Origin of the sequence: Sulfurospirillum multivorans DSM 12446, assembly GCF_000568815.1 — a bacterium.
Classification (GTDB): domain Bacteria; phylum Campylobacterota; class Campylobacteria; order Campylobacterales; family Sulfurospirillaceae; genus Sulfurospirillum; species Sulfurospirillum multivorans.
Genome location: NZ_CP007201.1, coordinates 2,193,147 through 2,216,104 on the forward strand (window position 1 = coordinate 2,193,147; position 22,958 = coordinate 2,216,104).

Annotated in this window: 27 protein-coding genes; 5 read left to right on the plus strand and 22 right to left on the minus strand. The window is 41.6% G+C overall.

The window, feature by feature from the left end:
- Window positions 1–3: 3 nt before the first annotated feature.
- Window positions 4–525: a glycine zipper 2TM domain-containing protein gene (locus tag SMUL_RS16735; RefSeq protein ID WP_025345382.1), complete on the plus strand. Its 522-nt coding sequence runs from the start codon at window positions 4–6 to the stop codon at window positions 523–525.
- Here the strand turns inward: SMUL_RS16735 and bioD are convergent.
- The 3 genes from bioD to SMUL_RS11380 all read right to left on the minus strand — a co-directional run bounded on the left by bioD (window position 487) and on the right by SMUL_RS11380 (window position 2,619).
- A complete protein-coding gene (gene bioD, locus SMUL_RS11370) occupies window positions 487–1,161 on the minus strand; it encodes a dethiobiotin synthase (RefSeq protein ID WP_025345383.1) in 675 nt (224 codons plus the stop codon). The two genes, SMUL_RS16735 and bioD, sit on opposite strands and share 39 nt — an antisense overlap.
- Window positions 1,162–1,238: 77 nt before the next feature.
- Entirely contained in the window at window positions 1,239–1,661 is a 423-nt protein-coding gene (locus SMUL_RS11375; RefSeq protein ID WP_025345384.1) for a hypothetical protein, read from the minus strand.
- A gap of 94 nt (window positions 1,662–1,755) precedes the next feature.
- Window positions 1,756–2,619, minus strand: coding sequence for an AraC family transcriptional regulator (locus SMUL_RS11380; RefSeq protein ID WP_025345385.1), 864 nt, complete (start codon window positions 2,617–2,619; stop codon window positions 1,756–1,758).
- Window positions 2,620–2,720: 101 nt separating this feature from the next.
- Here SMUL_RS11380 and SMUL_RS11385 point away from each other — a divergent pair, with 101 nt between their 5' ends.
- Complete coding sequence (locus SMUL_RS11385) at window positions 2,721–3,881, plus strand: aminotransferase-like domain-containing protein (protein WP_038533346.1); 1,161 nt, start codon at window positions 2,721–2,723, stop codon at window positions 3,879–3,881.
- Window positions 3,882–3,938: 57 nt separating this feature from the next.
- A complete protein-coding gene (locus tag SMUL_RS11390; protein WP_223809698.1) occupies window positions 3,939–4,811 on the plus strand; it encodes a restriction endonuclease in 873 nt (290 codons plus the stop codon).
- Here the strand turns inward: SMUL_RS11390 and SMUL_RS11395 are convergent.
- The 16 genes from SMUL_RS11395 to SMUL_RS11470 form a co-directional block, all read right to left on the minus strand.
- Window positions 4,808–5,671: a damage-control phosphatase ARMT1 family protein gene (locus SMUL_RS11395; protein WP_025345387.1), complete on the minus strand. Its 864-nt coding sequence runs from the start codon at window positions 5,669–5,671 to the stop codon at window positions 4,808–4,810. The two genes, SMUL_RS11390 and SMUL_RS11395, sit on opposite strands and share 4 nt — an antisense overlap.
- A gap of 78 nt (window positions 5,672–5,749) precedes the next feature.
- Complete coding sequence (gene rplS / locus SMUL_RS17285) at window positions 5,750–6,106, minus strand: 50S ribosomal protein L19 (protein ID WP_025345388.1); 357 nt, start codon at window positions 6,104–6,106, stop codon at window positions 5,750–5,752.
- 21 nt (window positions 6,107–6,127) lie between these two features.
- Window positions 6,128–6,820 carry a tRNA (guanosine(37)-N1)-methyltransferase TrmD gene (gene trmD / locus SMUL_RS17290; RefSeq protein ID WP_025345389.1) on the minus strand — a complete coding sequence of 231 codons (693 nt, stop codon included), beginning with the start codon at window positions 6,818–6,820 and terminating at the stop codon, window positions 6,128–6,130.
- Window positions 6,820–7,359, minus strand: a complete 540-nt coding sequence (gene rimM, locus SMUL_RS11410; protein ID WP_025345390.1) for a ribosome maturation factor RimM — start codon at window positions 7,357–7,359, stop codon at window positions 6,820–6,822. The genes trmD and rimM overlap by 1 nt, the downstream gene beginning before the upstream one ends.
- Window positions 7,352–7,597, minus strand: a complete 246-nt coding sequence (locus tag SMUL_RS11415) for a KH domain-containing protein (protein WP_025345391.1) — start codon at window positions 7,595–7,597, stop codon at window positions 7,352–7,354. The genes rimM and SMUL_RS11415 overlap by 8 nt, the downstream gene beginning before the upstream one ends.
- Before the next feature lie 2 nt (window positions 7,598–7,599).
- Window positions 7,600–7,830 (minus strand): 30S ribosomal protein S16, encoded by a 231-nt coding sequence (gene rpsP, locus SMUL_RS11420; protein ID WP_025345392.1) that lies wholly within the window; start codon window positions 7,828–7,830, stop codon window positions 7,600–7,602.
- 85 nt (window positions 7,831–7,915) lie between these two features.
- Window positions 7,916–9,256: a signal recognition particle protein gene (gene ffh / locus SMUL_RS11425; protein WP_025345393.1), complete on the minus strand. Its 1,341-nt coding sequence runs from the start codon at window positions 9,254–9,256 to the stop codon at window positions 7,916–7,918.
- Between the two features lie 173 nt (window positions 9,257–9,429).
- On the minus strand, window positions 9,430–10,158 hold the full coding sequence (locus SMUL_RS11430; protein WP_025345394.1) for an RluA family pseudouridine synthase: 729 nt from the start codon (window positions 10,156–10,158) through the stop codon (window positions 9,430–9,432).
- Between the two features lies 1 nt (window position 10,159).
- A complete protein-coding gene (waaA, locus tag SMUL_RS11435; protein WP_038533351.1) occupies window positions 10,160–11,311 on the minus strand; it encodes a lipid IV(A) 3-deoxy-D-manno-octulosonic acid transferase in 1,152 nt (383 codons plus the stop codon).
- A gap of 3 nt (window positions 11,312–11,314) precedes the next feature.
- Window positions 11,315–12,037, minus strand: a complete 723-nt coding sequence (locus tag SMUL_RS11440; protein ID WP_025345395.1) for a zinc ribbon domain-containing protein — start codon at window positions 12,035–12,037, stop codon at window positions 11,315–11,317.
- A 14-nt stretch (window positions 12,038–12,051) separates the two neighbouring features.
- Window positions 12,052–12,771: a Nif3-like dinuclear metal center hexameric protein gene (locus SMUL_RS11445; protein WP_025345396.1), complete on the minus strand. Its 720-nt coding sequence runs from the start codon at window positions 12,769–12,771 to the stop codon at window positions 12,052–12,054.
- Entirely contained in the window at window positions 12,771–13,628 is an 858-nt protein-coding gene (gene glyQ / locus SMUL_RS11450) for a glycine--tRNA ligase subunit alpha (protein WP_025345397.1), read from the minus strand. Before glyQ ends, SMUL_RS11445 begins: the two co-directional genes overlap by 1 nt.
- A 36-nt stretch (window positions 13,629–13,664) precedes the next feature.
- Window positions 13,665–14,153, minus strand: coding sequence for a DUF3972 domain-containing protein (locus tag SMUL_RS11455; RefSeq protein WP_025345398.1), 489 nt, complete (start codon window positions 14,151–14,153; stop codon window positions 13,665–13,667).
- Between the two features lie 11 nt (window positions 14,154–14,164).
- Window positions 14,165–14,659, minus strand: a complete 495-nt coding sequence (purE, locus tag SMUL_RS11460) for a 5-(carboxyamino)imidazole ribonucleotide mutase (RefSeq protein WP_025345399.1) — start codon at window positions 14,657–14,659, stop codon at window positions 14,165–14,167.
- Between the two features lie 3 nt (window positions 14,660–14,662).
- A complete protein-coding gene (locus SMUL_RS11465) occupies window positions 14,663–15,928 on the minus strand; it encodes a peptidase U32 family protein (protein ID WP_025345400.1) in 1,266 nt (421 codons plus the stop codon).
- Window positions 15,929–16,666, minus strand: a complete 738-nt coding sequence (locus tag SMUL_RS11470; RefSeq protein ID WP_025345401.1) for a hypothetical protein — start codon at window positions 16,664–16,666, stop codon at window positions 15,929–15,931.
- A gap of 91 nt (window positions 16,667–16,757) precedes the next feature.
- Here SMUL_RS11470 and SMUL_RS11475 point away from each other — a divergent pair, with 91 nt between their 5' ends.
- Both SMUL_RS11475 and glnA read left to right on the plus strand, forming a co-directional pair.
- Window positions 16,758–17,537, plus strand: a complete 780-nt coding sequence (locus SMUL_RS11475; RefSeq protein ID WP_025345402.1) for a histidinol-phosphatase — start codon at window positions 16,758–16,760, stop codon at window positions 17,535–17,537.
- Window positions 17,538–17,608: 71 nt separating this feature from the next.
- A complete protein-coding gene (gene glnA / locus SMUL_RS11480) occupies window positions 17,609–19,039 on the plus strand; it encodes a type I glutamate--ammonia ligase (protein ID WP_025345403.1) in 1,431 nt (476 codons plus the stop codon).
- A gap of 213 nt (window positions 19,040–19,252) precedes the next feature.
- Here glnA and SMUL_RS11485 read toward each other — a convergent pair whose 3' ends face one another.
- The 3 genes from SMUL_RS11485 to SMUL_RS11495 are packed head-to-tail and all read right to left on the minus strand — an operon-like array spanning window position 19,253 to window position 22,958.
- Window positions 19,253–21,178, minus strand: coding sequence for a penicillin-binding protein 1A (locus SMUL_RS11485; RefSeq protein ID WP_025345404.1), 1,926 nt, complete (start codon window positions 21,176–21,178; stop codon window positions 19,253–19,255).
- On the minus strand, window positions 21,175–21,870 hold the full coding sequence (locus SMUL_RS11490) for an ATP-binding cassette domain-containing protein (protein ID WP_025345405.1): 696 nt from the start codon (window positions 21,868–21,870) through the stop codon (window positions 21,175–21,177). The genes SMUL_RS11485 and SMUL_RS11490 overlap by 4 nt, the downstream gene beginning before the upstream one ends.
- Complete coding sequence (locus tag SMUL_RS11495) at window positions 21,867–22,958, minus strand: aminotransferase class I/II-fold pyridoxal phosphate-dependent enzyme (protein ID WP_025345406.1); 1,092 nt, start codon at window positions 22,956–22,958, stop codon at window positions 21,867–21,869. Before SMUL_RS11495 ends, SMUL_RS11490 begins: the two co-directional genes overlap by 4 nt.

A 22,958-nucleotide genomic window follows, 5' to 3' on the forward strand; every position in this document is an offset into this window, starting at 1 on the left:
AACATGAAAAAAATCTTTTATGCGTCACTTCTGCTTTTAGGTTCTCTCCTTTATGCGGAGACGCTCAATCTAACAGAAGAGGTACGCGTCATAACCAGTAAACCAGAGTACCGTATGGTCAACTCACGGGTTCCATACCAAGAGTGTTGGGATGAGCAAGTTGAAGTGCATTATGCTCCACAACCGTCCAATGATGGCAGCGGCGTAGCGGGTGCGCTCATTGGTGGTGTCGCAGGCGGTGTTTTAGGGCATCAAGTGGGTGGTGGCAGAGGAAACACGGCAGCAACCGTGGGCGGAGCCATTGTGGGAACATTGGTGGGCAAAAACCTTGCAGAAAACGCAACGAGCACACCGCCCCCTCCTGGGTATCGCATAGAGAGACGTTGTGCGACTCGTTATGAAGAGAAGAGTATAGAACAATTTATGGGGTATCGCAACACAGCGAACTATAAAGGTCAGACGATTGTTAAGTATTCGGACAAACCCTTAGAGTTTATCCGCTTGAACGTTATGGTAACGTACTAAACTCTTCAAAATTTCATCCATATCGTCTTGGACTGAGAGCACTCTGCCAAACACTTTTTTGAAAAATGGCAGGGTGGTTTCATCAAAAGAGGCACGATCTCCTTTAAAATTAACACACCACTCATAATCATCCACACCTAAACCATCCAGAAGATGAAGGTTGAGCAAAATATCGTTGATACAGCCGAGTTGATCGTGCCCAACGAGCAGTGTTTTGGCATTAAAGAGTCGAATAAAATCGTACATGTAAAGATCTTCTTCAATGGGCACTAAAAGCCCGCCCGCCCCTTCAATCAAGACAATATCGCACAGCGCTTCGATCTTGGCATACGCACTCTCTAACAATTCCAAACTCACTTTTTTACGTCCTTTCGCCACAAAGGGAGCCGCAGGGAGTTCAAACTGATAGGGAACAATGTCACGAAGTTTTAACGCTTCAAGAGCCGGATGGTACCGTTTTGCCGTTTCAAAAAGCAGTGTGGCATCCACAGGATGTGTCACAACACCCGTTTCAATCGGCTTCATAACGCCGACTTTGAGCCCTTTGGCACTCAGCGCTTCTAAAAGTTTTAAGGTTGTGTAGGTTTTACCAACATCGGTGTTCGTGGCAGTAATAAAAATGGGGGGATATTTCATAGAAAACTTCTTTTTTTGCGTTATTATAGCAAAAAGGTCTTAGTGCTAGGACGCATGTAAAGCGTCCTAGTACGGATTTAGCCCATTAAATAACGCGTTAAAAAACCAAGAGACGCGGCAACGATGTGTGGTGCTCCGAACAAAAACGTTGCAAAGACTTGAACAAGAATGCTTTTTTTAAGCTTCATTCCAAAGATAATCAGCGTTCCAATAAACGTTGTAGCAAAGATGTAGGAGAGTGCATGCGTTAGCTCATACGAAGGGTCGTACTTAATGCTTGCAAGGGCTAAGGAGATCACATACGCCGTTATAAAATACCCGATAACATTCGTAAGTGTTTCATAGCGTTGAAACTTCTCGTAAAAATCTTCCACACTCGGAGGCGGCAATCCTTTAGACTCTTTGAGCTTTTTAGACGCAATAGCCCTTTTTTCAAAGAACAGGAAGGCGAATAAATTCAAGGCAACGCCAAGCGGAACGATTAAGAACAGTGCATCCATAACAAACTCCTTGTCTCATTTTCGTGATATGTGAAGATTGTAACTTTCGTTTGTTTGGGGGTTGCTTAAAAGAAATCATTAATCATAATTTATACTACTTAAATCGTACGGGCACACAAAAATCCAGATCAAACAGCTCATCAGCCTCGATAAAATGGTTTTTACGGTACAAGGCAAACGAAGGAAGTGCCGCCTTTTCGTATACACTTTTAGGCAACCACTCATGGTAAATCACATCCATATATTTTTTCAAATCACCGTATTTTCCTTGTAGTGAGAAGAGTGCACAAAACGTTTGAGGAATGCGCATCACGCCCACTTCACCGCTTCGGTAAAATTTCTTTTCAGAGGGAAGCTCTAAACAGGCGACATAATGGCACTGGGATGATTCCACAAAGCGAGGATTGCTGTGGTGCAGACCGATCATCTTTTGCTGTGCAAAATCAATGCCTTCGTGAAGCGCCCATGCTTGAAGCTTCAACCATGCCATCTTAATGCTACGATCATACCCTTTGTGCCGCACATATGCCACATCAAAACTGGGCATCGAGCCAATCTTTACATGTAAAGGGGTATTCGCAAACGTATAGTCCCTGTTTTCATTGGCACGATCGACTTCGCGCCACTTGGTTGGGGTCACACCAAAGTTCTCTTTAAAGGCTTGTGAGAAAGAGGCGTTGGAGCTAAAACCCACCTCATGCATAATGTGCGTGATCGTCGCATCGGGGTTAAACAGCAGTAAATTAGCAGCATGTTCAAGCTTAACGCGCTTAATGTACGCATGTACACTCTCTTTCGTTTGCTCTTTGAAAATGCGGTTAAAATGAAACGGTGACATTGCAACCAATGAAGAGAGCTCTTCAACACTAAAGTTTTTTCCAATAGCACCATGAATGTAAAAAAGAACCTCATTGACACGCTCAATATGATCATTTTTCGTGTTTATTTTGTGTTTCATGTCAAAATTATAGCACAAATGGACAAAGCAAATCCCTCATTTTAGATGGCACAGTTTTAGAAGAAGCGCTATAATACGATACATTTTAACAAAGGCTAGACATGCAAACCAAATTTGCAAAACGTGTTACCACGGCGTCACGTTCATTTACCCGTACCATCTTAGACTTAACGGCACAAAGCTCCATCATTTCGTTTGCAGGCGGACTTCCTGATGCGGCACTTTTTCCACGAGAAAACATCGAAAAACATGCTAAAGAACTCTTCAAAACCGAAGACAACCGTCTGTTCCAATACAGCAACGCTTCAGGTGTTGAAGCCCTAAAAGTGGAGATCGCTAAGAAATACGTCAACACGCCCTCAACGCAGATCATGCTCACCAACGGGTCGCAACAAGGGCTTGATTTGGTCTGTAAAACCTTTTTGGATGAGAAAGATTGCATCATCGTCGAAGATCCAAGTTACCTAGCCGCACTTGGGCTTTTTCACATGTACAACGCGACCATCAAAGCCGTCCCACTCAGCTCAAAAGGTGTTGATACGGACGTTTTGGAAGTTTTGTTTCGAGATTATTCGCCTAAGTTTTTCTATACAATTCCTATTTTTCAAAACCCAACAGGTTACTCATATACGTTAGAGAATCGTCACGAAGTGGTACGTTTGGCTCAAAAGTACAACGTCATTTTACTCGAAGACAGCCCGTATGAAGCGCTTCGTTATGATGGTGTTCAAACCAAAGCTTTTGCGGATTTGCTCCCAGAACTGACCATCGCACTGGGAACGTTTTCTAAAACACTCGCCCCTGATTTTCGAATCGGTTGGATGAAAGCACCTCAAGAGATTATCAGCGCATTAACACTCTCAAAAGAGAGTACGGATCTGCAAAACTCAAAGTTTTTCCAACACATCTGCGCCAAAATGATGCAAAGCGGTGAGTTGCAAGAACATACCAAAACACTGATCGCATACTACCGACCCAAACGCGATGCGATGGTTAATGCACTGCATGAGCTTTTTGGCGATAGCATCGAATTTGTTGTACCCGAGGGCGGAATGTTCATTTGGGTGAATTTTAAAAAATGCGCCGATAGCATGAAGCTTTTTGATGTAGCTATTAAAAAAGGGGTTGCCTTTGTTCCAGGAAGCGTTTTCTTTGCCGATAAACGCGTCACCTCTTATGGAAGACTCAACTACACCAACTCAAGCCTTGAGCAGATTGAAACGGGTGTTAAAAAGCTTTACGAGGCGTATAATAAACTATAAAATTTCAGTCATATTTTTTGGTACAATATTCAACACTTTGGATTTTAAGGATTGCTCTTGTTTAAGTATAGCTATAATCAACTTTTTGAACCAACGATCCACTCATTAAAACAACTTGGAGGATCTGGCTCAATTGATGAAATTGAAGAAAAAGTGATTGAGATTCTTCACTTAACCGAAGCAGAAATTAATGATATACATAGAGGTAATACAACAAAATTAGAATATAGACTTGCATGGGCGAGAACATATTTAAAGCGATATGGGCTTCTTGATAATTCGGCAAGAGGTATTTGGGCATTAACGGAAAAAGGGTTTAAAGATCAAAAAATTGATGACCTTGAAATTAGGCAATTTGTCAGTAAGGCAGTTAAAAGCCTATCTCATTGTAAAAGCCAAGATCTGCAGCAAGATATTCAAAATGAAGAAGACATTTTAGAATTAGAACTGGGTGATGAAGTATCAGAGTTAACATGGCAAGAAGAGTTATTAGATATTTTAAAAAAAATTCATCCTCAAGCTTTTGAAAGATTATGCCAAAGATTTTTGCGAGAATTGGGGTTTATCAACGTTGAAGTAACACAATATAGTAATGATGGAGGAATTGATGGTAAGGGCGTTATTCGACTAGGTGGTGTTATGTCATTCCATGTTGTTTTTCAAGCAAAAAGATATAAAGATTCAGTAAGTGCTTCGATTGTAAGAGACTTTAGAGGAGCAATGATAGGTCGCGCAGATAAAGGTGTCATTATTACAACAGGAACATTTACTCGTGAAGCTAAAAAAGAGGCTCAACGTGATGGAGCCCCTCCAATAGATTTAATTGATGGAAATGATTTTGTCAGTAAATTAAGAGAACTTAACTTAGGTATTAATATTGAATTAGTTGAAAAAGTTAATGTGAATAAAGAATGGTTTGAAAATTTTTAAGTTATCCCACGTTTACAGATAATATTACCAAGCTGTGCTCCCACTGCACAGGCTACCACATCGCATTTCACTTTAAAAAGAAAGAAAATCGGAAGCCCATTGGTTTCACTCAAGCATTCGTAATTTCCCATCCCTTTAGCAATGATGCACTCCGCTTTTTCAAAAATTACACGCGCCTCTTCATTCATGAGCTCCAACACAAGCCCAGGAGTTGGAACGCCACTATCCACAATCATTGCGATTTCATTCATACCAGAAGCAAGTGCGTCTTTACATGTAAGATCATTGATGATCGGTCGTCCACGCACAAAATAGTAGACTTCAATGGTTGGATAGAGTTTTTTGATGGTTTGAATGTAGAGTTTATCGAAGATCTCTTCGCCCGCATTATCGGCTAAATAGACCAGTGTTTGTGTGTTTTTCAGTTGCGCTTCAAGCATTTTAAAATCATCAATCGCAAAGGGTGTATGGTAAATCTTCTCCAACTCCTCTTCAAGATCGTACAACATCACCGCCGCAAGATCGATCACATTGCCCGCTACGGCTGTTTTGGTCGCTTCAAAAAGGGTGTTAGCACTCGCATTTATTTTTGCTTCGCACAAGGGAAGAAAAGCTTTGGCTTTTTCTGAAGATGATTTTTTAAAATCCGCATAGAGATCATCGACGTTTAAAAGTTCTGCCATCGCTTCGTACAAAGGAGCCACATTAACGGGAGGATTTTGATTCATATCGAAATTTTTGATCTGCTGATGCGCAAGGGCATCAATAGCAGCAGATTGTTCATCGTTTACATGTAAAAGTTCACACACGCGTTTGGTCTGGTCATAAATACAGGTTAAACAACGTTCTTGAATTTTCATACGGATCTTTGAGAAGGATTTGAGGAAGGGAGAAGAAAGAAAGGCAGTAACACGAATTGCGTTACTGCCCAAAAAATATTATTTTCTAAGTTCTCTAATTTTTGCAGCTTTACCACGTCTATCTCTAAGGTAGAAGAGTTTCGCACGTCTTACAACACCACGTCTAAGAACAACGATCTCATCAATGCTATCTGAATAGATTGGGAAGATTCTCTCTACGCCAACACTGTTTGCACCGATTTTTCTTACCATGAAAGTCTCGCCTGTACCCGTGCCACGTCTTGCAATACAAATACCTTCAAAATTTTGAACACGTTGTTTATCGCCTTCTTTAATTTTTACAGCAACTCTTAGGGTATCACCTGCTCTAAAAGCGGGAACATTTTTCTCAGAAATCTGTGCTGCTTCGAAAGCTTCAATATATTTATTTCTCATTTAGTATCCTTTTTGTTCATTCTAATGCTTCGCGTTAAAGCGAGAAAACAGATCGGGTCTGAAATATTTTGTCTTAGATTCAGACATTTTATTTTTTAAGCTTGTGATTTTAGCGTGGTTTCCCTTTAAAAACTCTGAGGGCACTGATTTATTTTCATAAATCGGCGGTTTTGAGAAACACGGTGCCTCTAAAAGAGGACTCTCAAAACTCTCCATGCTCAAAGAATCCTCGTTTCCAAGAACCCCTTTGATATTACGACTGATCGCATCACTCATCACAAGACTCGGAAGTTCTCCTCCCGTTAACACATAATCACCTATGCAAAAAAGCTCATCGGCAAATGTTTCGATGACGCGCTCATCAATTCCCTCATAACGACCACTCACAAAAACCAGATGTTTTTTCTTTGCGAGTCGTTTAGCATCATTTTGCGTAAAGAGTTTTCCAGAAGGTGTCGGGAAAATAATATACGCTTCAGGGGATGCGTGTTTGATGGAACGTAAAAGATCAAACAGCGGTTGAGGAAAAAGCACAAGCCCTGCTCCACCGCTGGCTTGATAGTCATCGACTTTACCATGTTTGTTCAGCGTATAATCGCGTGGATTAAAAAACTCAACACTCAAAAGCTCTTTGGCAATGGCACGTTTTAAAATGGAGTCTTCAAAATATGAAGCGATCAACCCTTCAAAGAGTGTCACATAGGAAAATCGCATTAAGAGTTCTCCAAAATTCCTAAACCGTCTTTGCTTAGAACCTCTTTTTTCGCCTTGTCAAACGTTAGGATATAACGTTCAATGTAGGGCAAATAAAACGTTTTAGAAAGCCCCTTCTGCACCAATGCCTCAGCGGTTTTGATGACCAAATAATCCGTCACTGCAATACGCTCAATTTCATCCACGGTGCCCAAAGCAGTTCCATCTTCATCAATCACATTTGCATCAATCAGATCAAACCAAAAGAATTCGCCCTCTTGAAGCGCACACTCACTGATGGAATTTTCCTGTGTTGTCAGCAAAAAAGTATTGACCAATTTAGCAGCCGCTTCTCTGCTTTGATACCCAACAAACGAGATAAGCCCCCGTGTTTGATTGAACGAAAAGACTTCAAGTGTCTCACCTTTTTGGGTGGTAAACGTCTTGCCTTTTTTAAACTGTTCGGGAAAGTCACATTGAAGGTGAAGTTTAAGCTCACCTTTTAAGCCCACGAGTCGCCCGATTTGAGCGACTTCAATGAGGGAAGATAGGTTATTCATCGTTAGCTTTGACAGTCACTCGATAAGAGATGCCATCTTTGGCTTTACATCCAGAGATAAGCGTCTTGAGTGAATTGATCATTTTGCCATCTTTACCAATCAACTTACCGGTATCAATTTTATCCGCATAGATGACAACTTCGCAAAATGTTCCATCAACATCGCTTCGCTCAACGCGTACACCTGCTGGATTGTCTACCAAAAGCTTGGCAAACTCTTCGAGAAATGTGTCAATCATGATTATTTACCCGTGATTTTAGCAACCCTGTCACTCATCTTTGCGCCAACGCTTTTCCAGTAAGCAAGTCTTTCAGCATCAAATTTGATCACTTGTGGCTCTGTTAATGGATTGTAGTAACCGATTGTTTCGATTGATCCACCGTCACGTTTTTTTCTGCTGTCTGTTACGACGATTCTGTAAAATGGAGTTTTATTTCTACCCATTCGTGTTAATCTTACAACTGTTGCCATTTTCATGGTCTCCTTGAATTTATTTATAGTTTTTTACAACTTAGCTTTACATGTAAGCTTACATGTAAAGCTAAACCGTCACACCTTAACGAAGGTGTGCGTGTTTGCTTTGTGAGAGCATATTTTGAAGATCTTGCATTCCCTTTTTACCCGAGAATTTCTTCGCCATCTTCGCAGCATTTCCAAACTGCTTTAAAAAGCGATTGACTTCTACTTGCGAAAGACCTGAGCCTTCGGCAATGCGTCTTTTTCGACTATTATTCAATAATTCTGGGTCTTCACGCTCTTTTTTGGTCATTGAGCCTATCATCGCTTTAATGCGTTTCATCTCAACGGAGTTTTCCATATCGACATCTTGAAGCTTTCCTGCCATTTGTGAAAGTCCGGGAATCATCCCAATGAGTGATTTCATACTTCCAAGCTTTTTCATCTGCTCCATCTGATCTAAAAAGTCATTAAAGTTAAACTGCCCTTTTTTGATCTTTTGGGTCATTGCTTTGGCTTGTTTTTCGTTAATGATGCCACTGGTCTTTTCAGCCAAGGTTTCAAGATCGCCCTCGCCCATTAAACGACTCACGATACGATCAGGAATAAAATGCTCTAAATCTGCAACTTTTTCGCCCACACCGATAAATCGAAGAGGAACATTGGTCTGCTCCGCAATACCAAGTGCAACACCACCCTTACCATCACCATCAAATTTACTTAAGATGACACCACTGAGCGTAATTTTTTCATGGAAAGTCACTGCACTTTTAACAGCATCTTGACCGGTCATGGAATCTGCTACGTAAAAGATCTCATCCGGAGTGAGCTCTTTTTTAATCGCTTCAAGTTGATCCATCAGCTCAGCATCAATCGCTAAACGGCCTGCTGTATCGACCAAAATGACATCGTATAAGCCCTCTTTGGCTTTTTTCATCGCATTTTTAGCGATACTCACAGGATTTGCGCTCGCATCCTCAAAGTAAAGATCGATCTCATTGGCTGAACAGAGTTGGCGCAATTGCTCAACTGCCGCCAAACGTTGAAGATCGCACGCAACGACTAACACTTTTTTTTGTTTGAGTTTAAGATAATTGGCTAATTTTACGGTTGTGGTTGTTTTACCACTTCCTTGCAAACCGACCATCAACACGGTGGTTGGAGGCTTGGAAGCAAAAACGAACCCTTGATGTCCTGGAACGGTTAAAATTGTGGTTAAATGTGTTTTTAAAGAGCGTAAAAAATTGACTTGTCCAATGCCTTTTGCTTTTGTCTCAAGTTCAACATTACGCAGTAAATCACGTACGATTTTATGGTGAACATCGGCTTTGAGAAGCGCTTTTTTAAGGTTCTCTAGAGCACTTTTTAAAGACTTTTCATCATCGCTGAAACGTATTTTATTGATCGCTGAACGAAACGAATCGGTTAAAACCTCAAGCACAAACTTATCCTTTTTTATCTATTCACATTTCCACTTTTAACAAAGAAACGTAATTTTACAAAACAAATACTTTAAACTAAATTAAACCTTAAAACATAGTAATCAATTTAGAACTTCAGAATGCCACTTAAAGCCCATTTTTAGGGCTGATGAAAGGCTTAACTCTTTTTTTCTCAAACGCTAAATTTAATAAAATCTTCAGGTTCTTTCGTCTGAAAAATATACCCTAGAAGCATAATTTTTGAAGCGTGCAACATCAAACGTTTATGAGGACGTCCACCGTACTCGGTGTCACCCAAAATGGAAGCCCCGATGCTTTTAAGATGCACCCTGATTTGATGCGTTCTGCCTGTTTCGATGCGCACTTTGATTTTGGAGCGTTTGCCCTCATACATCAAAGGTTCAACATGGCTGATCGCCTCTTTGCCTTCGCTGCTGATCTTACTGTAAGCCGTATTGCCTTTTTTGATCGTCATAATAGGCGCATTGATCTCCATGTCTTCCACGATTTTTGCTTCCACAATGGCTAAGTACTCTTTTTGCACTTCACGCTTTTTAAACGCGATGACCGCTTTTTGGCGAAACTCATCATCTTTGGTTAAGAGTAAAACCCCACTGGTTTCGCGATCAAGTCTGTGCAAAAGAGGCAATTTTTTGATTTCTGCAACCTCTTCTGAGGTCATGAAAGCAGGCTTATCCACTGCCATGATGAATTCATCTTCAAAAATGACTTTGATCGGTGCAATTTTTTCAACTTTAAATTTCGTACTCGAACTGAGCTCTCCACGTGCGACACTGACTTTTTTACCAGCAGCATACACAACGCCACGATCGATCAAATCTTTCGCTGCACGGTTTGAGATGCCTTCTTGCAAGGCTAATAATTTATAGGCTTTTTCCATTTTAACTTCCTAATATTTGCTCAAGGAGTGGCGCAATGTCACTACGATGAGAGATAGCACTCTTGGGGTAATCCTCGATACTATCAAAAATGTTTTTTAAATCTTCAATCTTACATGTAATGCTATTTTCAACTGCCTCAAAAAGCACTTTCTGATTGAAAATAGACGCGCCACTAATGAGTTTGACTCCAAAAAAAGCAGGTTCTAGCGGATTATGTCCACCCACACCTTCCACAAAGGAACCTCCTAAAATCACAATATCTGCAATCGCATAGAGATTAATGAGTTCACCCATTGTATCGCACAAAATAACATCGGCATCCAACGTAGGCTGCTTCGATAAACACGCATAACGTTTGCCCTGATTTTGAGCATATTCGCTTAAAAACAGACCCACATTTAAAAATCGTTCAGGATGCCTAGGAACGACAACGAGCTGATCGTTTGGCAAGAGGTTCACATGCGATAAGATCAAAGCCTCTTCACCCTCATGCGTACTTGCAACAACCACGACGCGTTTACCCTCAGCTTTAGCATACGCATGACTCAGGGTGTACGTACCAAACATTTTGATATTTCCACTGACTTGAACCAACTTCGCACCCAAATGCTGAAGCCTTTGCGCATCTTGCTCACTTTGGGCCAAGACAAGATCGATATGGCTCAAAATCCAACGATAGACCCAAGCAAAACGCTGATACGAAGCATACGAGTGATCGGATATTCTAGCGTTCAGTAAAACGGTTCGCATCCCTTTGGCTTTGGCGACGATAAACAACAAAGGCCAAAGTTCCGCCTCCATCACGATCAATACCTTTTGCTTGCGTATCCAAAACGGTAAAAAAATCTCAAAAGGCAGATAGCGAACCTCCGCCTTTGCATGTTTGCACGCTTCGTGAAACCCTGTTTGGGTGATCACGCTCAGGCGAAGGGAAGATGGATCAATTTTCTCTATCAAAGGGCTAAGGGAGCGAACTTCACCAAAAGAGCACGCATGAAACCAAATGCCACCTTCTGAAAAAGAAGGATTGTGTTTCAAAAAAAAGCGTGCGGGAATCGAATCTTTGTATTTAGGCTTAAAGCGAAGGTACAGTAAATACGGCAACGCTAAGAGATAAAGAAGCGTTGCCAAAACGTAGTACAGAAAGTTCAAAGTTTACGCCTGTGCTTCCTCTGCGATCTCTTTGTATAAAATACGACCACAATGTGGGCATGTCACGATGTCATCTTGTTTTAAAACACTGGCATACGTTTTGTCATTCATGCGCATAAAACAACCGTAACATGCCTGTTTTTTCACAGGAACAACGGTTGTATTCTCCGCCCATTTACGAATTTTTTGGTAAAACGTTAAGATTTTTTGACTCATCTGTACAACGAGTTCATCTTTGGATTGATACACATTTCTGCGCTCTTCTTCAATCGCTTGGATCTGAGAATCGATGGAAGCTTTAATCTCTTCAGCTTCTTTAACCGCCTCTGCGATCTTCTCTTGCAATCCTGAGATATTGGTCTGTTTAAGATCAATAATTTTATCTAAACGGTTGATTTCGTCATTGGCAAAATCACACTGCTCTTTTGAAATTTCCTCTTCAAGTTGAAGGGCTTTAATCTCTTTAGCTGTTTTTACCAACGCACTTTTTTTGGTAAGATCTTTAAGTTTGGAAGAAAGTTCCGCAAGATGTGCTTCATTTTTTGCTTTTTTAAGTTTAGCGTCTGCAATGTCCGCTTGAAAAGACTCTGCTTGGAGTTTCAAATCTCTCTCTTTGTCTAAAGAAAGCTTCAACATTTTCTCAACTTTGGCGATACGTGGACCAAAATCGTCGATCTCTTTGTCTAACTTGGAAAGCTCAATTAACTGCTCTAAATACTTATTCATATTGGTTTTGTCCTCTATTTATACTCAAACGGATTTTTAGAATTTGACATTATAGCCTTTAATGGCAAATTTTTCAAATATTGGGCTAAACACTCTGGGAAATAGCGTTCCGACTCAAAGTGCCCGATGTCAATTAATGAGAGATTATTTTCTTTTGCTTCCATCGCTTGATGGTACTTAAGATCACCACTTAAGAAACAATCCGCCTCAATTTTGGAGATGAGATCACCACCAGCTCCTGTCGTAATCGCACAACGCCCAACCCATTCACGCCCACGCACAATTCGCAGATTTTCAATGCCCAAAACATGCTTTACATGTAACGCCAAATCATCCAAACGTTGGTTCACCTCACAGTAGGCTACAAATTCGTTACTGTCGACGATTTCAAAGCCTAGTTTTGACGCCACAAACGCATTAAGATGCGAAAGATCAAAGTTCGTGTGCATCGCGATCAAACTGATCTTTTTTTGCACCATAATTTGAATCAAATTGGAAGGATATTTCGCAAAATTGAGCTGTTTTAAACTGCTAAAAATAAGTGGATGATGCGTTATAATCAGTGAATTTTCAGCTACCTCTTCTAACAGAGCGCTATCGACATCAAGGCTCAGATAAATTTGTTCTACCTCATCCTCACGACTTCCGATGAGAAGACCGCTGTTATCCCAAGATGCTTGCGTGGCAAAGGGGCTCAGTGTGTCTAAAAAATCGTACAGTGCCCCTAATTTCATTAACCGACCACTTCTTTGTATTTAACAGCGCACCCTTTGGCGAGTTCGCGAATCTTTAAAATGTAGTTTTGACGTTGTGTCACTGAGATCGCTTTGCGCGCATCAAGCACGTTAAACGTATGCGAAGCCATCAAACAGTAGTCATACGCAGGCAACGGCAAATTCTCTTCTAAACAACGCTTACACTCGACTTGCGCGTTTTCAAATTGATCAAAAAGCATGGAGACATTCGCGATTTCAAAGTTGTATTTGCTAAATTCATATTCGCTCTGTTTATGCACATCACCATAAGTGGTTACACCAAATTGGTTCTCATTCCAGACAAGATCAAACACCGACTCTTTTTCTTGCAAATACATCGCCAAACGCTCAACACCATAGGTAATCTCAACAGGAACAGGACTGCAAGGAATACCACCTACTTGTTGAAAATAGGTAAATTGTGTCACTTCCATACCATCCAACCACACTTCCCAACCAAGCCCCCAAGCACCTAATGTTGGAGATTCCCAGTTGTCTTCAACAAAGCGGATATCGTGTTTTTTGATGTCAAGCCCTAGCATCTCAAGGCTTTTAAGGTAAAGCTCTTGAATGTTGTCAGGACTTGGCTTGATGAGCACTTGGAACTGGTAGTAACTTCCTAAACGGTTTGGATTTTCGCCATACCTTCCATCGGTTGGTCTGCGACTAGGAGCTACATAGGCTGTTGCCCACGGTTTGCTACTCAAGCTTCGTAAAAACGTTGCATTATGAAAGGTTCCAGCACCGGCTGGCATATCATAAGGTTGAACAATCGTACAGCCTTGATCTTGCCAAAACGTTTGGAGGTTTAAAAGCATTTGACTAAATGTAAGCACTATTTCTTCCCTTCTTCATTTTATTACATGTAAAGATTATTTGGTCGGTGGTGTATAACTTTCCACCGCTTTATTCCACATCATTTTGTATTTTCGTTTGGTAAATTCCAGCTCGTCTTGTAATAATCCAAGCTGTTTACTCAGCGTTTCGATCACTTTGCGGTCTTCATCGCAAAGCTCTTGCATCGAGAAAAGTGCCTCTTTTAAAAAGCGGTTTTCCCCTTTGAGCGCGTCTAGCGTCTCCTCTTTGGCATCCAATACTTTTTCATGCAGGCTTAAAATCGCCCCAACCGTTTTTTCCACAAATTCAGAGCTTAGACTCACGGATGAACCTTCATACGCTTCATCGAGGACAATGCCTTTGGTCGCAGGAATCAGTGCTTGCGCACTACGGCTTATTTCTACAAAGCACTGTCCCTCTTCTTCTTTGCTCGTGAGTTTACCCTCATCAATCAATGATCTGATGGCAGAAATATCCAAATTCATCAACCCGCTAAACTCTTCAATTTCCATCCAACTGTTCATTGTTTTGCCCCTTATAGGATAATCTCAATCCCCGCAGAATCGGTTTCAACTTTTTTTGCTTTTAAAATGCGATCTTCTTTGAGTTTCGCCGCCAACTCTTCATCCGCAAGAGCAAGAATTTCCATCGCTAAATAGGCACTGTTAATAGCTCCTGCTGAGCCAATCGCCACCGTTCCTACTGGCATGCCTCCAGGCATCTGAACGGTGCTTAAAAGTGCGTCCATACCCTCCATAACGCCACCGGTCATTGGAACACCAATGACCGGTTTTGTGGTCAGTGAAGCTACTACGCCGGCTAAATGCGCTGCCATGCCTGCTGCCGCGATAAAGACTTTCGCCCCTTTGGCTTCAGCATTTTTAACATATTCATGCGTTCGCTCTGGACTTCGGTGCGCTGAGGAGACGATGACCTCATGCAAGACGCCAAATTTCTCTAACGTCTTTGCGCACTCTTCCATCACGGTATAATCACTTTTACTTCCCATTATAATAGAAACGAATTTCACGTTTTATCCTTTTATCTTTGCTCTTAAAAATGTAAACCCTGGTAAGGGTGTTGGCAAGACAATCGCATTGACATTGCCGCTGTGTATCTCATCAAACGCTTTACCATTGGGCGTTTGAAGTTGTTTAAAGGATATTTTCCACAGGCCATCTTCTTCAAAAATAGTGCCAATGTCATTGTCCATTGCTTCAATTGAAAGATGAGCGGGCATGACCACATCATACTTTACATGTAACGCCAAAACATCCTTACACAAACAGGTCGTGCCATCTTCACTTACTTGAGCTACCACTTGATGGGTGCCTTCACTAATCGAGTGCGCTAAGTTTTGGGTATCATTTTTTTCAAACGGACGATTGACCAAATAGCCATCACTAAACCCTCTGTTTTTGGTTGTATCAAGCTCCGCCGTGTATTTGGTGGCATCAAATTGGTTCGCATAATAATCTTCAATCGCTTGGCGATACGTTTTGGTCGTAATGCCTACGTAATACGAACTCTTGGTTCGCCCTTCAATTTTCAGTGAATCAATGACACCCGAATCAAGTATCTCTTTGACATGCGCGCTTAAATTGAGGTCTTTCGCATTCATAATGTGCGTGCCCTCTTCACTCTCTTCAATACGAAACAGTGTTCCGCTCTCTTCGTTGTGTGCGTAAAGCGTGTACGGGAAACGACAGTCATTCGCACAGCTTCCACGGTTTGAAACGCGTCCGCTTTGCACGGAGCTGATCAAACAGCGACCACTGTAGGCAAAACACATCGAACCGTGTACAAACACTTCCAGCTCTAAATGTGGTAGATGCTTTTTGATCTGCTCCAAATCTTTCAAACTCACTTCACGCGCTGCGATAATGCGCTTCACGCCCATATCCGAATAGACTTCGGCGTCAAGGTAACTTAAAACATTCGCTTGCGTGGAGAGGTGAATCGGAATATGCGGTGCAATTTTATGCGCTAGTTTAATGACACCAGGAGCCGCCACAATAAACGCATCAGGCTTCATCGCCGCCACACGCTCAATGTGTTTTTCAAGTAACGGAATCTGTGCATTAAACGGAAAACCATTCACGGTTGCGTGCAGGTGTTTGCCTTGTGCGTGCGTGTAGTTGATCGCCTCTTCAAAACTCTCGTAGGTAAACTCTTTGCCTGAGCGTATGCGAAGGGAGAAGTGACTCACCCCTGCATACACGGCATCTGCGCCATAAGCCAGCGCTATTTTTAACTTTTCAAAATTTCCAGCAGGAGAAAGCAGTTCGACGTTTGACACCTATTTCTTTCCTAAACTAGCGATTAACGCTTCAATATCTTCACTGCTCACAACATCTTCTGTTGTCTCATCACCGTGAATATGCACAGCAGAACTGACACGTTTTGAATCATCCTTAGAGCCTTCAAACAGAGCGCTCATGTATTTAGAAAGGGCTCGCATAACGTTAATAACCCGCTCTATTTTTTGACGGTGAATATCTTGGTACTGCATAATGTCCATCGTCATCATGATTTCATCTTCTGCCATTTGGGCATTCATCAAAAGATCTTCGACGCGATCTTTCATCCCTTTGTTGTCATCAAGCGCTTTTTGGAACTGATCGATTTTAGGAAATTTTGTCACCAATGTTTCAAAAAGTGTGATGTTGGTCTCAATCAGCTTAATGACCTCTTTGGCATTCTCTTCCGCACTCATCATAAAATTACTAACGGTTTCAAGTTTGTCAAATACCTGAGTCGCTTTGATCTCAGAGTCTTTGGTCACATCATCAAGTTGATGCACCATCTTATGATCAGACGTAGGCGGTGGTGGAGGCCAAGACATCGTGGAGGATGGTCTGTATTCATGCATCATTTGGGTTGCTGCTTTATCTTTTTCAACTTCTAAAGCCTCACTGTCCGACATCTCATCTTCATCTGATTCCAGACTCTCTTCAATGGCACTGTGGGCAGGTGCAGCATCGTCCATTTCATCTAAATCGCCCGCCATCAAAGCATCAAGTTCTTCTTGCGTCATAAGCTTTCTCCTCAAAATGACAAATTATGGTCTATTATAGTGAACTTTTTATATAATTTAACTTTAAGACCCTGATACAAGGAAGCCTGCCATGATGATTGATTTACATAACCACACCCCTTTATGCAACCATGCAGATGGAAGCATTGAAGCGTATGTACAAGCCGCCATAGAGAAAAAAATAGATGTTTTTGGCTTTTCCGATCACGCGCCTATGAACTTTGATGAGGCGTATCGTATGGATTTTTCCCAAATGGAAAATTATGAAAACGATGTTTTACATGTAAAAGAAACCTACCACGATCAGATCCAAATTTTACTCGCCTATGAGGTCGATTTTTTAGAAGGGTATATTGATGAGCGTGTGCTGAAACGAAGTGTTGATTATTTTATAGGCTCTGTCCATTTTTTAGGCGCTTGGGGCTTTGACAATCCCGAATTTATCGGAGAGTACCGTACCAAAAACATTGATGAAGTGTGGGAGCGCTATTTTGCAGCGATTGGAGCCATGGCAAAGAGCGGATTATTTGATATTGTTGGGCATTTGGACTTGATTAAAGTCTTTAATTATTTGCCCAAAAAAGATGTCAGACTCATCGCAAAAAATGCCATAAAAGCGATTAAAAAAGCCAATATGACGATCGAGCTCAATGCCGCTGGCTTTCGTAAACCCGTAGGTGAAGCGTACCCAAGCCATCCCTTGATGGAGTTGATCGCAGAACATGATATTCCAATTACCTTTGGTTCGGATGCGCATACCGTTCAGCATATTGGATTGCGCCAAGAAGAGTTGCGGTTGATTGCAAAAGCATTTGGGTATAAAAAATGTGCAACTTTTGAAAGCAGAGATCGAATATTGGTTAATTTTTAAGCATACTATTCGGCTTTATTTTCAGTTCAATCTGATAAAATTACTTAAATTTAAAATCTAGGAGTTACAACATGGGTAAATTCGTTAACAGTGTTGAAGAATTTTTCAAATACGCTACTGACAATGAAGTTGAATTTGTCGATTTCCGTTTCACTGACATGAAAGGAACATGGCATCACCTTACATATACTATTGAATCAATCAGTGCAGAATCTTTCACCAATGGTATTCCTTTTGATGGCTCATCAATCGATGCGTGGCAACCCATCAACAAATCCGATATGTTGCTTAAACCAGAAGCAGAGAGCGCGTTTTTAGACCCTTTCACAGCGGATTCAACGGTTGTTGTATTCTGTGATGTTTTCGACATCTATAAAGGTGAACTTTATGAGAAATGTCCAAGAAGTATCGCTAAAAAAACATTGAAATACCTTGCTGAGACAGGTTTGGGTGATGTCGCTTACTTTGGTCCAGAAAATGAATTCTTCGTATTTGATGATGTGAAAATCAGAGATGACATTAACTGTTCTTACTATGAAGTAGACTCTGAAGAAGGCGGCTGGAATAGCGCAAAAAACTTTACTGATGGTTATAACACAGGTCACCGCCCCGGCACAAAAGGTGGTTACTTCCCCGTTCAACCAATCGACTCAATGGTAGATTTACGTGCTGAAATGGTTCAAACACTCAAACAAGTTGGTCTTGAAGTATTCGTTGTTCATCACGAAGTTGCTCAAGCACAAGGCGAAATTGGTGTTAAATTTGGAACATTGATTGAAGCAGCGGATAACGTTCAAAAATACAAATACGTTGTAAAAATGGTAGCGCACCTTAACGGTAAAACAGCAACCTTTATGCCAAAACCACTTTACGGTGACAATGGTAGCGGTATGCACGTTCACCAATCTATCTGGAAAGATGGCAAAAACATGTTCTTTAAGGCTGGCGAATACGCAAACCTTAGCGACATGGCTCGTTGGTACATCGGTGGTATCTTGAAACACGCACGTAGTGTTGCGGCGTTTACAAACCCATCAACCAACTCATACAAACGTCTCATTCCAGGATTTGAAGCTCCTTCAATCCTTACATACTCTATGCAAAACCGTTCTGCTTCATGTCGTATCCCTTACGGTGCGGGTGAGAAATCGGTTCGTGTTGAAATGCGTTTCCCAGATTCAACATCTTGTCCATACCTTGCATTTGCTTCTATGCTTCTTGCTGGAATTGATGGTATCAACACTAAAACTGAGCCTATTGGACCAATGGATGAAGATTTGTTTGAACTCACACTTGATGAAATTAGAGAAAAAGGTATTAACCAAATGCCTCATACCCTAAGAGGTTCACTTGAAGCGTTAATCCGTGACAACGAGTATCTTAAACCGGTTATGACACCAGAGTTTTTGGACACGTATCAACACTACAAATTTGAAACGCAAGTTTGGCCAGATGAGGCTAGACCTACTGCGTTTGAATTTAAAACAATGTTCTCTTGCTAATCATTTAAGACGTATTCAGGGAGCAAGAGGGATTTCCCTCTTACTCCCCTTTTTTTATCTTTACACGCTTTCCAAGCTAAGCTTGAAAAGCTACGTTGCACTAGGCGCTGAAGCTTGCCTCTGTGAGGCAGAATTAAATCACTTCCTACCTTGCACGCTTTCATTGAAAAGCTACGAGGCAGAGAGTTGTATCACTCTTTCCCCGTAAAGCTGTTAGAACATCAAACCACCCTCTTCGTTTAACTCTTTGGTGCTGCTCTTTGGAAACGGTGAGACATCGGTAAAAAACTCTGTGGTTCCATCAACCTTTCGGGCATTGACACCTTCTGGCATCTTAAATTCACGTGTGGTTTCAGGATGCAGTTCAACATACTTTGTCATAAAGTATTTAAACGCAGGTGCCGCAGAACGACCACCCGTTTCGCCTTTTTTAAGCGGGGTATTGTTGTCATTGCCATACCAGGTAATCACTTCAATATCCGGTGAAAAACCACAAAACCAGACATCCACACTGCTATTGGTTGTTCCTGTTTTTCCTCCAATTTCGATGCCCGGAACTTGCGCATTTCGTCCTGTTCCTCGTTTCACAACCTCTTTGAGCATATCAATCATCAAGTAGCTCTGCTTGGGAGAAGTAAGGATTTGACTCTCTGTTTCATACACTTTTTCAACTCCTTGACGCGTGATCACTTTCTTGACAAGAAGCGGTTCGACTTTCACACCATAATTAGGGAACATGGAGTAAAAACTACTGTATTCAAGCGGTGAAATACCAAAGCTTCCAAGGGCGAGTGTTAAATCCATAGCAATATTTTTAAAACCATCTTTTTTTAGCTCTTTATAGACACTGTCCATTCCTAAAAGCGATAAAAGATTGATCGTAGCAAGGTTACGCGAATGCACCAACGCCTCTTTAAGTGTGATCAAACCTTCAAAATCATTTTCATAGTTTTTTGGTTTCCACTCTTCATCGGTTTCACTGTTGACATAGGTTCGTGAAATATCAGGAATTTCAGACAGTGGTGAATAACCCCAATCCAAAGCTTTTTGGTACAAGAAAGGCTTAAAACTTGATCCTGGTTGGCGTTTGCTCTGTGTTGCACGATTAAAACTGCTTTTTGCATAATCAATGCCACCCACAAGCGCTAAAACATTGCCCGTGTTGTTTTCCATAACCACCATCGCACCATTGAGCTCTGTTGCATTGGCATCTTTTCCCATACGAGCAACCATTCCTTTATACCCTACATTAAGGGCGTCATGAGCAAGTTGTTGCATCTTAAGATCAATCGTAAGGTAAATTTTATACCCACCTTTTTTGATATCGTCGTACTCTGAGGCTAAGCTTTTAATCACTTCATCCACCACATAAGGGGCACGATTGCGTGTTAAGGTTTCGTCATACACCATTGGATGCTCCAAGGTTGCTTTAGTGTATTCCGCCTCACTGATCCAGCCGAGGGTATAAAGACGGCTGAGAACTTGATTGGCCCTGCTTAGGGAGAGATCCATATGGCGCGTTGGGTCATACGAACTAGGTGCCTTAGGAAGTCCGACTAACATGGCAATCTCTTTAAGACTCAGTCCTTCAAGTGGTTTTTTAAAATACCCAAGAGACGCGGTTTTAATCCCGTAATAACCATGCCCAAAATAGACATGATTAAAGTAACGCTCTAAAATCTGCTCTTTGGTCAATGCGGCTTCAACCGTGTAGGCAAGAATCGCTTCGTTGATTTTACGGGTCAAGGTTTTTTGGCGTGTCAAAACGGTATTTTTGATGAGCTGTTGAGTGATCGTACTTGCCCCCTCAACCAGTTTCATGGCATGAATATCTTTAATCAGCGCTCTAAAAATCGCTTCAATATTAATACCATTGTGCTCAAAAAATGAGGTATCTTCGGTTGCAACCAACGCTTCAATAACACGTGAAGGAATATCTTTGTACTCAACATAGATCCTATTTTCATCATCAAAAAGATTAGCAACAAGATCACCGTTGCGATCGTAAATTTGTGTGGTTAATTTTGGGTTATAGTCAATAATTTTATCGGCATCAAACCGAATCTGTGCGTATAAAAAGATAATGGCCATAACCGCTGCAAATCCAAGCATGGTTAAAATTGTTATAATGTATTTCACTCTCTAAAACTCCTTTGTCGAAATCCAGACGCCAAAAGCTGCTTCGTGTATGCCTCTTTTGGGTCGTTTAATATCTGTTGCGTCAAACCAGACTCAATGATTTTTCCATTTTTAATAATACCCACTTCATCGCATAAATGCTCAATCGTTCCAATATCATGCGTCACAAAAAGCAGATCAAACCCACACTCTTTTTGAAGCGTTGCGATCAACTCTAAAACCGTGGTTTTACTCTCTTCATCCAGCGCCGTGGTCGGCTCATCCAAAAGGAGTAAACGAGGCTCTATGCTCAGTGCCATCGCGATGATGAGGCGTTGCAACTGCCCACCGCTCAGCTCGGAGGGAAAGCGGTCTAAAAAGTCCACATCCAAATTGACCATGCGAAGGTACTTTTGCGCCCTCTCAAGTGGTGCCATAAACTGCTTTTCGATTTTGGTGAGTGGAGAAAGCGCTGTAAAAGGGTTTTGAGGCACAAAAGCGATGCTCTCTCCTCGTTTGAGTTCATAACTAGCGTTGTACGACAGTGTGCTCTTTAACTCATGCGGTAACATACCTAAAAGTGCCTTCAGCGTCAAACTTTTTCCACTGCCACTCTCCCCAATCAGCGCAAACGATCGCGCAAACGAAAAGCTTACATGCAAAAGGGTTTTAGCTTTATGTTGAATCACAAGCTCTTTACATGTAAAGCTCAAAATGACCCCTTTTGGATCAAAGAGCACAACGCACGAAGCTGTTCTACGCTCTCACCCAAACGAGGGATGATGCGCAAAATGGGCCTTGGAACGGTGGGTGGGCGAATCGCTCCGACCAAAAATCCCTCGACGATCAAGCTTTGCTGAACTCCCAACGCATCCGCTCCAGTGGATAAAGGATACGAGCAAATCAGTCCATCTATTTTGACACCTAAACATTCATGCACAACCTTTTGACGCTCAGCAATATCGGCTTTGAGTTTAGCTCTGTTTTTAAGAATGTACAGCAAACCTTGATAGCCTAGGGCAATATCAAACAAAGAGGGTGCTGTGGTATAAATGATCGCTTTGGCACGATTTTGTAAAAATTCTGCGATGTGCTGTGAACATAAAATATACGCGCCATAACTTCCGAGCGCTTTTCCAAGGGTTCCCATTTTGATATGGTTTGCTTTGGGGGTAATGTGAAAGAGATCAAACACACCTCGAAGATTGTCGCCTACAACGCCCACACTGTGTGCTTCATCGACAATTAAAATCGCGTTATAACGATCGGCTATCTCAAAAATATCGGGATTTAGAAGATCGCCACTCATCGAATAAATGCCCTCAACCGCGATGATAATGCGGTTGTGGTTGTGCGTGTTAATCAGACTTTCAAGATGATTGGCATCGTTGTGCTTAAACGTCAACACTTCGGCATCCACCGTTTTAGAAGCGACCATGCCACTCGCATGATACGCTTCGTCCAAGAGCAAAAGATCCCGTTTACGCGGTAACGCTTCAATAAGTGAAAAATTGGCTAAAAAACCACTGCCACACACAAGAGCGGCTTCAAAACCGTTATGGCGCATTAAGAATGCTTCAAACTCTTCATGAATGGGATGATAGCCATTGACCAAAATAGACGCCTTGGGCGCGTGAGTTTTATAGATCGAAACTTGCGCCACAGCGCGTTCAAAAAGGGTGTGATTTTGTGCAAAACCGAGGTAATCGTTCGAGCTAAAATCCGCCAAAGATTCATCGTAAAGCTTACGGCTTCGGTAGCGATTGGCTTTGGTGATGGCTTGGATTTCGTTTTGATACAT

Coding starts and splice junctions, on each gene's coding strand:
- trmD (WP_025345389.1), bottom strand. CDS start 6,820: ATGCGATTTTCCTATGTGACACTCTTTGAAGGGTTGATCGCTTCATAT.
- SMUL_RS11495 (WP_025345406.1), bottom strand. CDS start 22,958: ATGTATCAAAACGAAATCCAAGCCATCACCAAAGCCAATCGCTACCGA.
- SMUL_RS11475 (WP_025345402.1), top strand. CDS start 16,758: ATGATGATTGATTTACATAACCACACCCCTTTATGCAACCATGCAGAT.
- SMUL_RS11430 (WP_025345394.1), bottom strand. CDS start 10,158: ATGGAAAAAGCCTATAAATTATTAGCCTTGCAAGAAGGCATCTCAAAC.
- SMUL_RS11445 (WP_025345396.1), bottom strand. CDS start 12,771: ATGAAATTAGGGGCACTGTACGATTTTTTAGACACACTGAGCCCCTTT.
- SMUL_RS11385 (WP_038533346.1), top strand. CDS start 2,721: ATGCAAACCAAATTTGCAAAACGTGTTACCACGGCGTCACGTTCATTT.
- rplS (WP_025345388.1), bottom strand. CDS start 6,106: ATGAGAAATAAATATATTGAAGCTTTCGAAGCAGCACAGATTTCTGAG.
- rimM (WP_025345390.1), bottom strand. CDS start 7,359: ATGAATAACCTATCTTCCCTCATTGAAGTCGCTCAAATCGGGCGACTC.
- SMUL_RS11415 (WP_025345391.1), bottom strand. CDS start 7,597: ATGATTGACACATTTCTCGAAGAGTTTGCCAAGCTTTTGGTAGACAAT.
- SMUL_RS11440 (WP_025345395.1), bottom strand. CDS start 12,037: ATGAATAAGTATTTAGAGCAGTTAATTGAGCTTTCCAAGTTAGACAAA.
- SMUL_RS11380 (WP_025345385.1), bottom strand. CDS start 2,619: ATGAAACACAAAATAAACACGAAAAATGATCATATTGAGCGTGTCAAT.
- SMUL_RS11455 (WP_025345398.1), bottom strand. CDS start 14,153: ATGAACAGTTGGATGGAAATTGAAGAGTTTAGCGGGTTGATGAATTTG.
- bioD (WP_025345383.1), bottom strand. CDS start 1,161: ATGAAATATCCCCCCATTTTTATTACTGCCACGAACACCGATGTTGGT.
- SMUL_RS11470 (WP_025345401.1), bottom strand. CDS start 16,666: ATGACGCAAGAAGAACTTGATGCTTTGATGGCGGGCGATTTAGATGAA.
- SMUL_RS11375 (WP_025345384.1), bottom strand. CDS start 1,661: ATGGATGCACTGTTCTTAATCGTTCCGCTTGGCGTTGCCTTGAATTTA.
- glnA (WP_025345403.1), top strand. CDS start 17,609: ATGGGTAAATTCGTTAACAGTGTTGAAGAATTTTTCAAATACGCTACT.
- SMUL_RS16735 (WP_025345382.1), top strand. CDS start 4: ATGAAAAAAATCTTTTATGCGTCACTTCTGCTTTTAGGTTCTCTCCTT.
- SMUL_RS11395 (WP_025345387.1), bottom strand. CDS start 5,671: ATGAAAATTCAAGAACGTTGTTTAACCTGTATTTATGACCAGACCAAA.
- rpsP (WP_025345392.1), bottom strand. CDS start 7,830: ATGGCAACAGTTGTAAGATTAACACGAATGGGTAGAAATAAAACTCCA.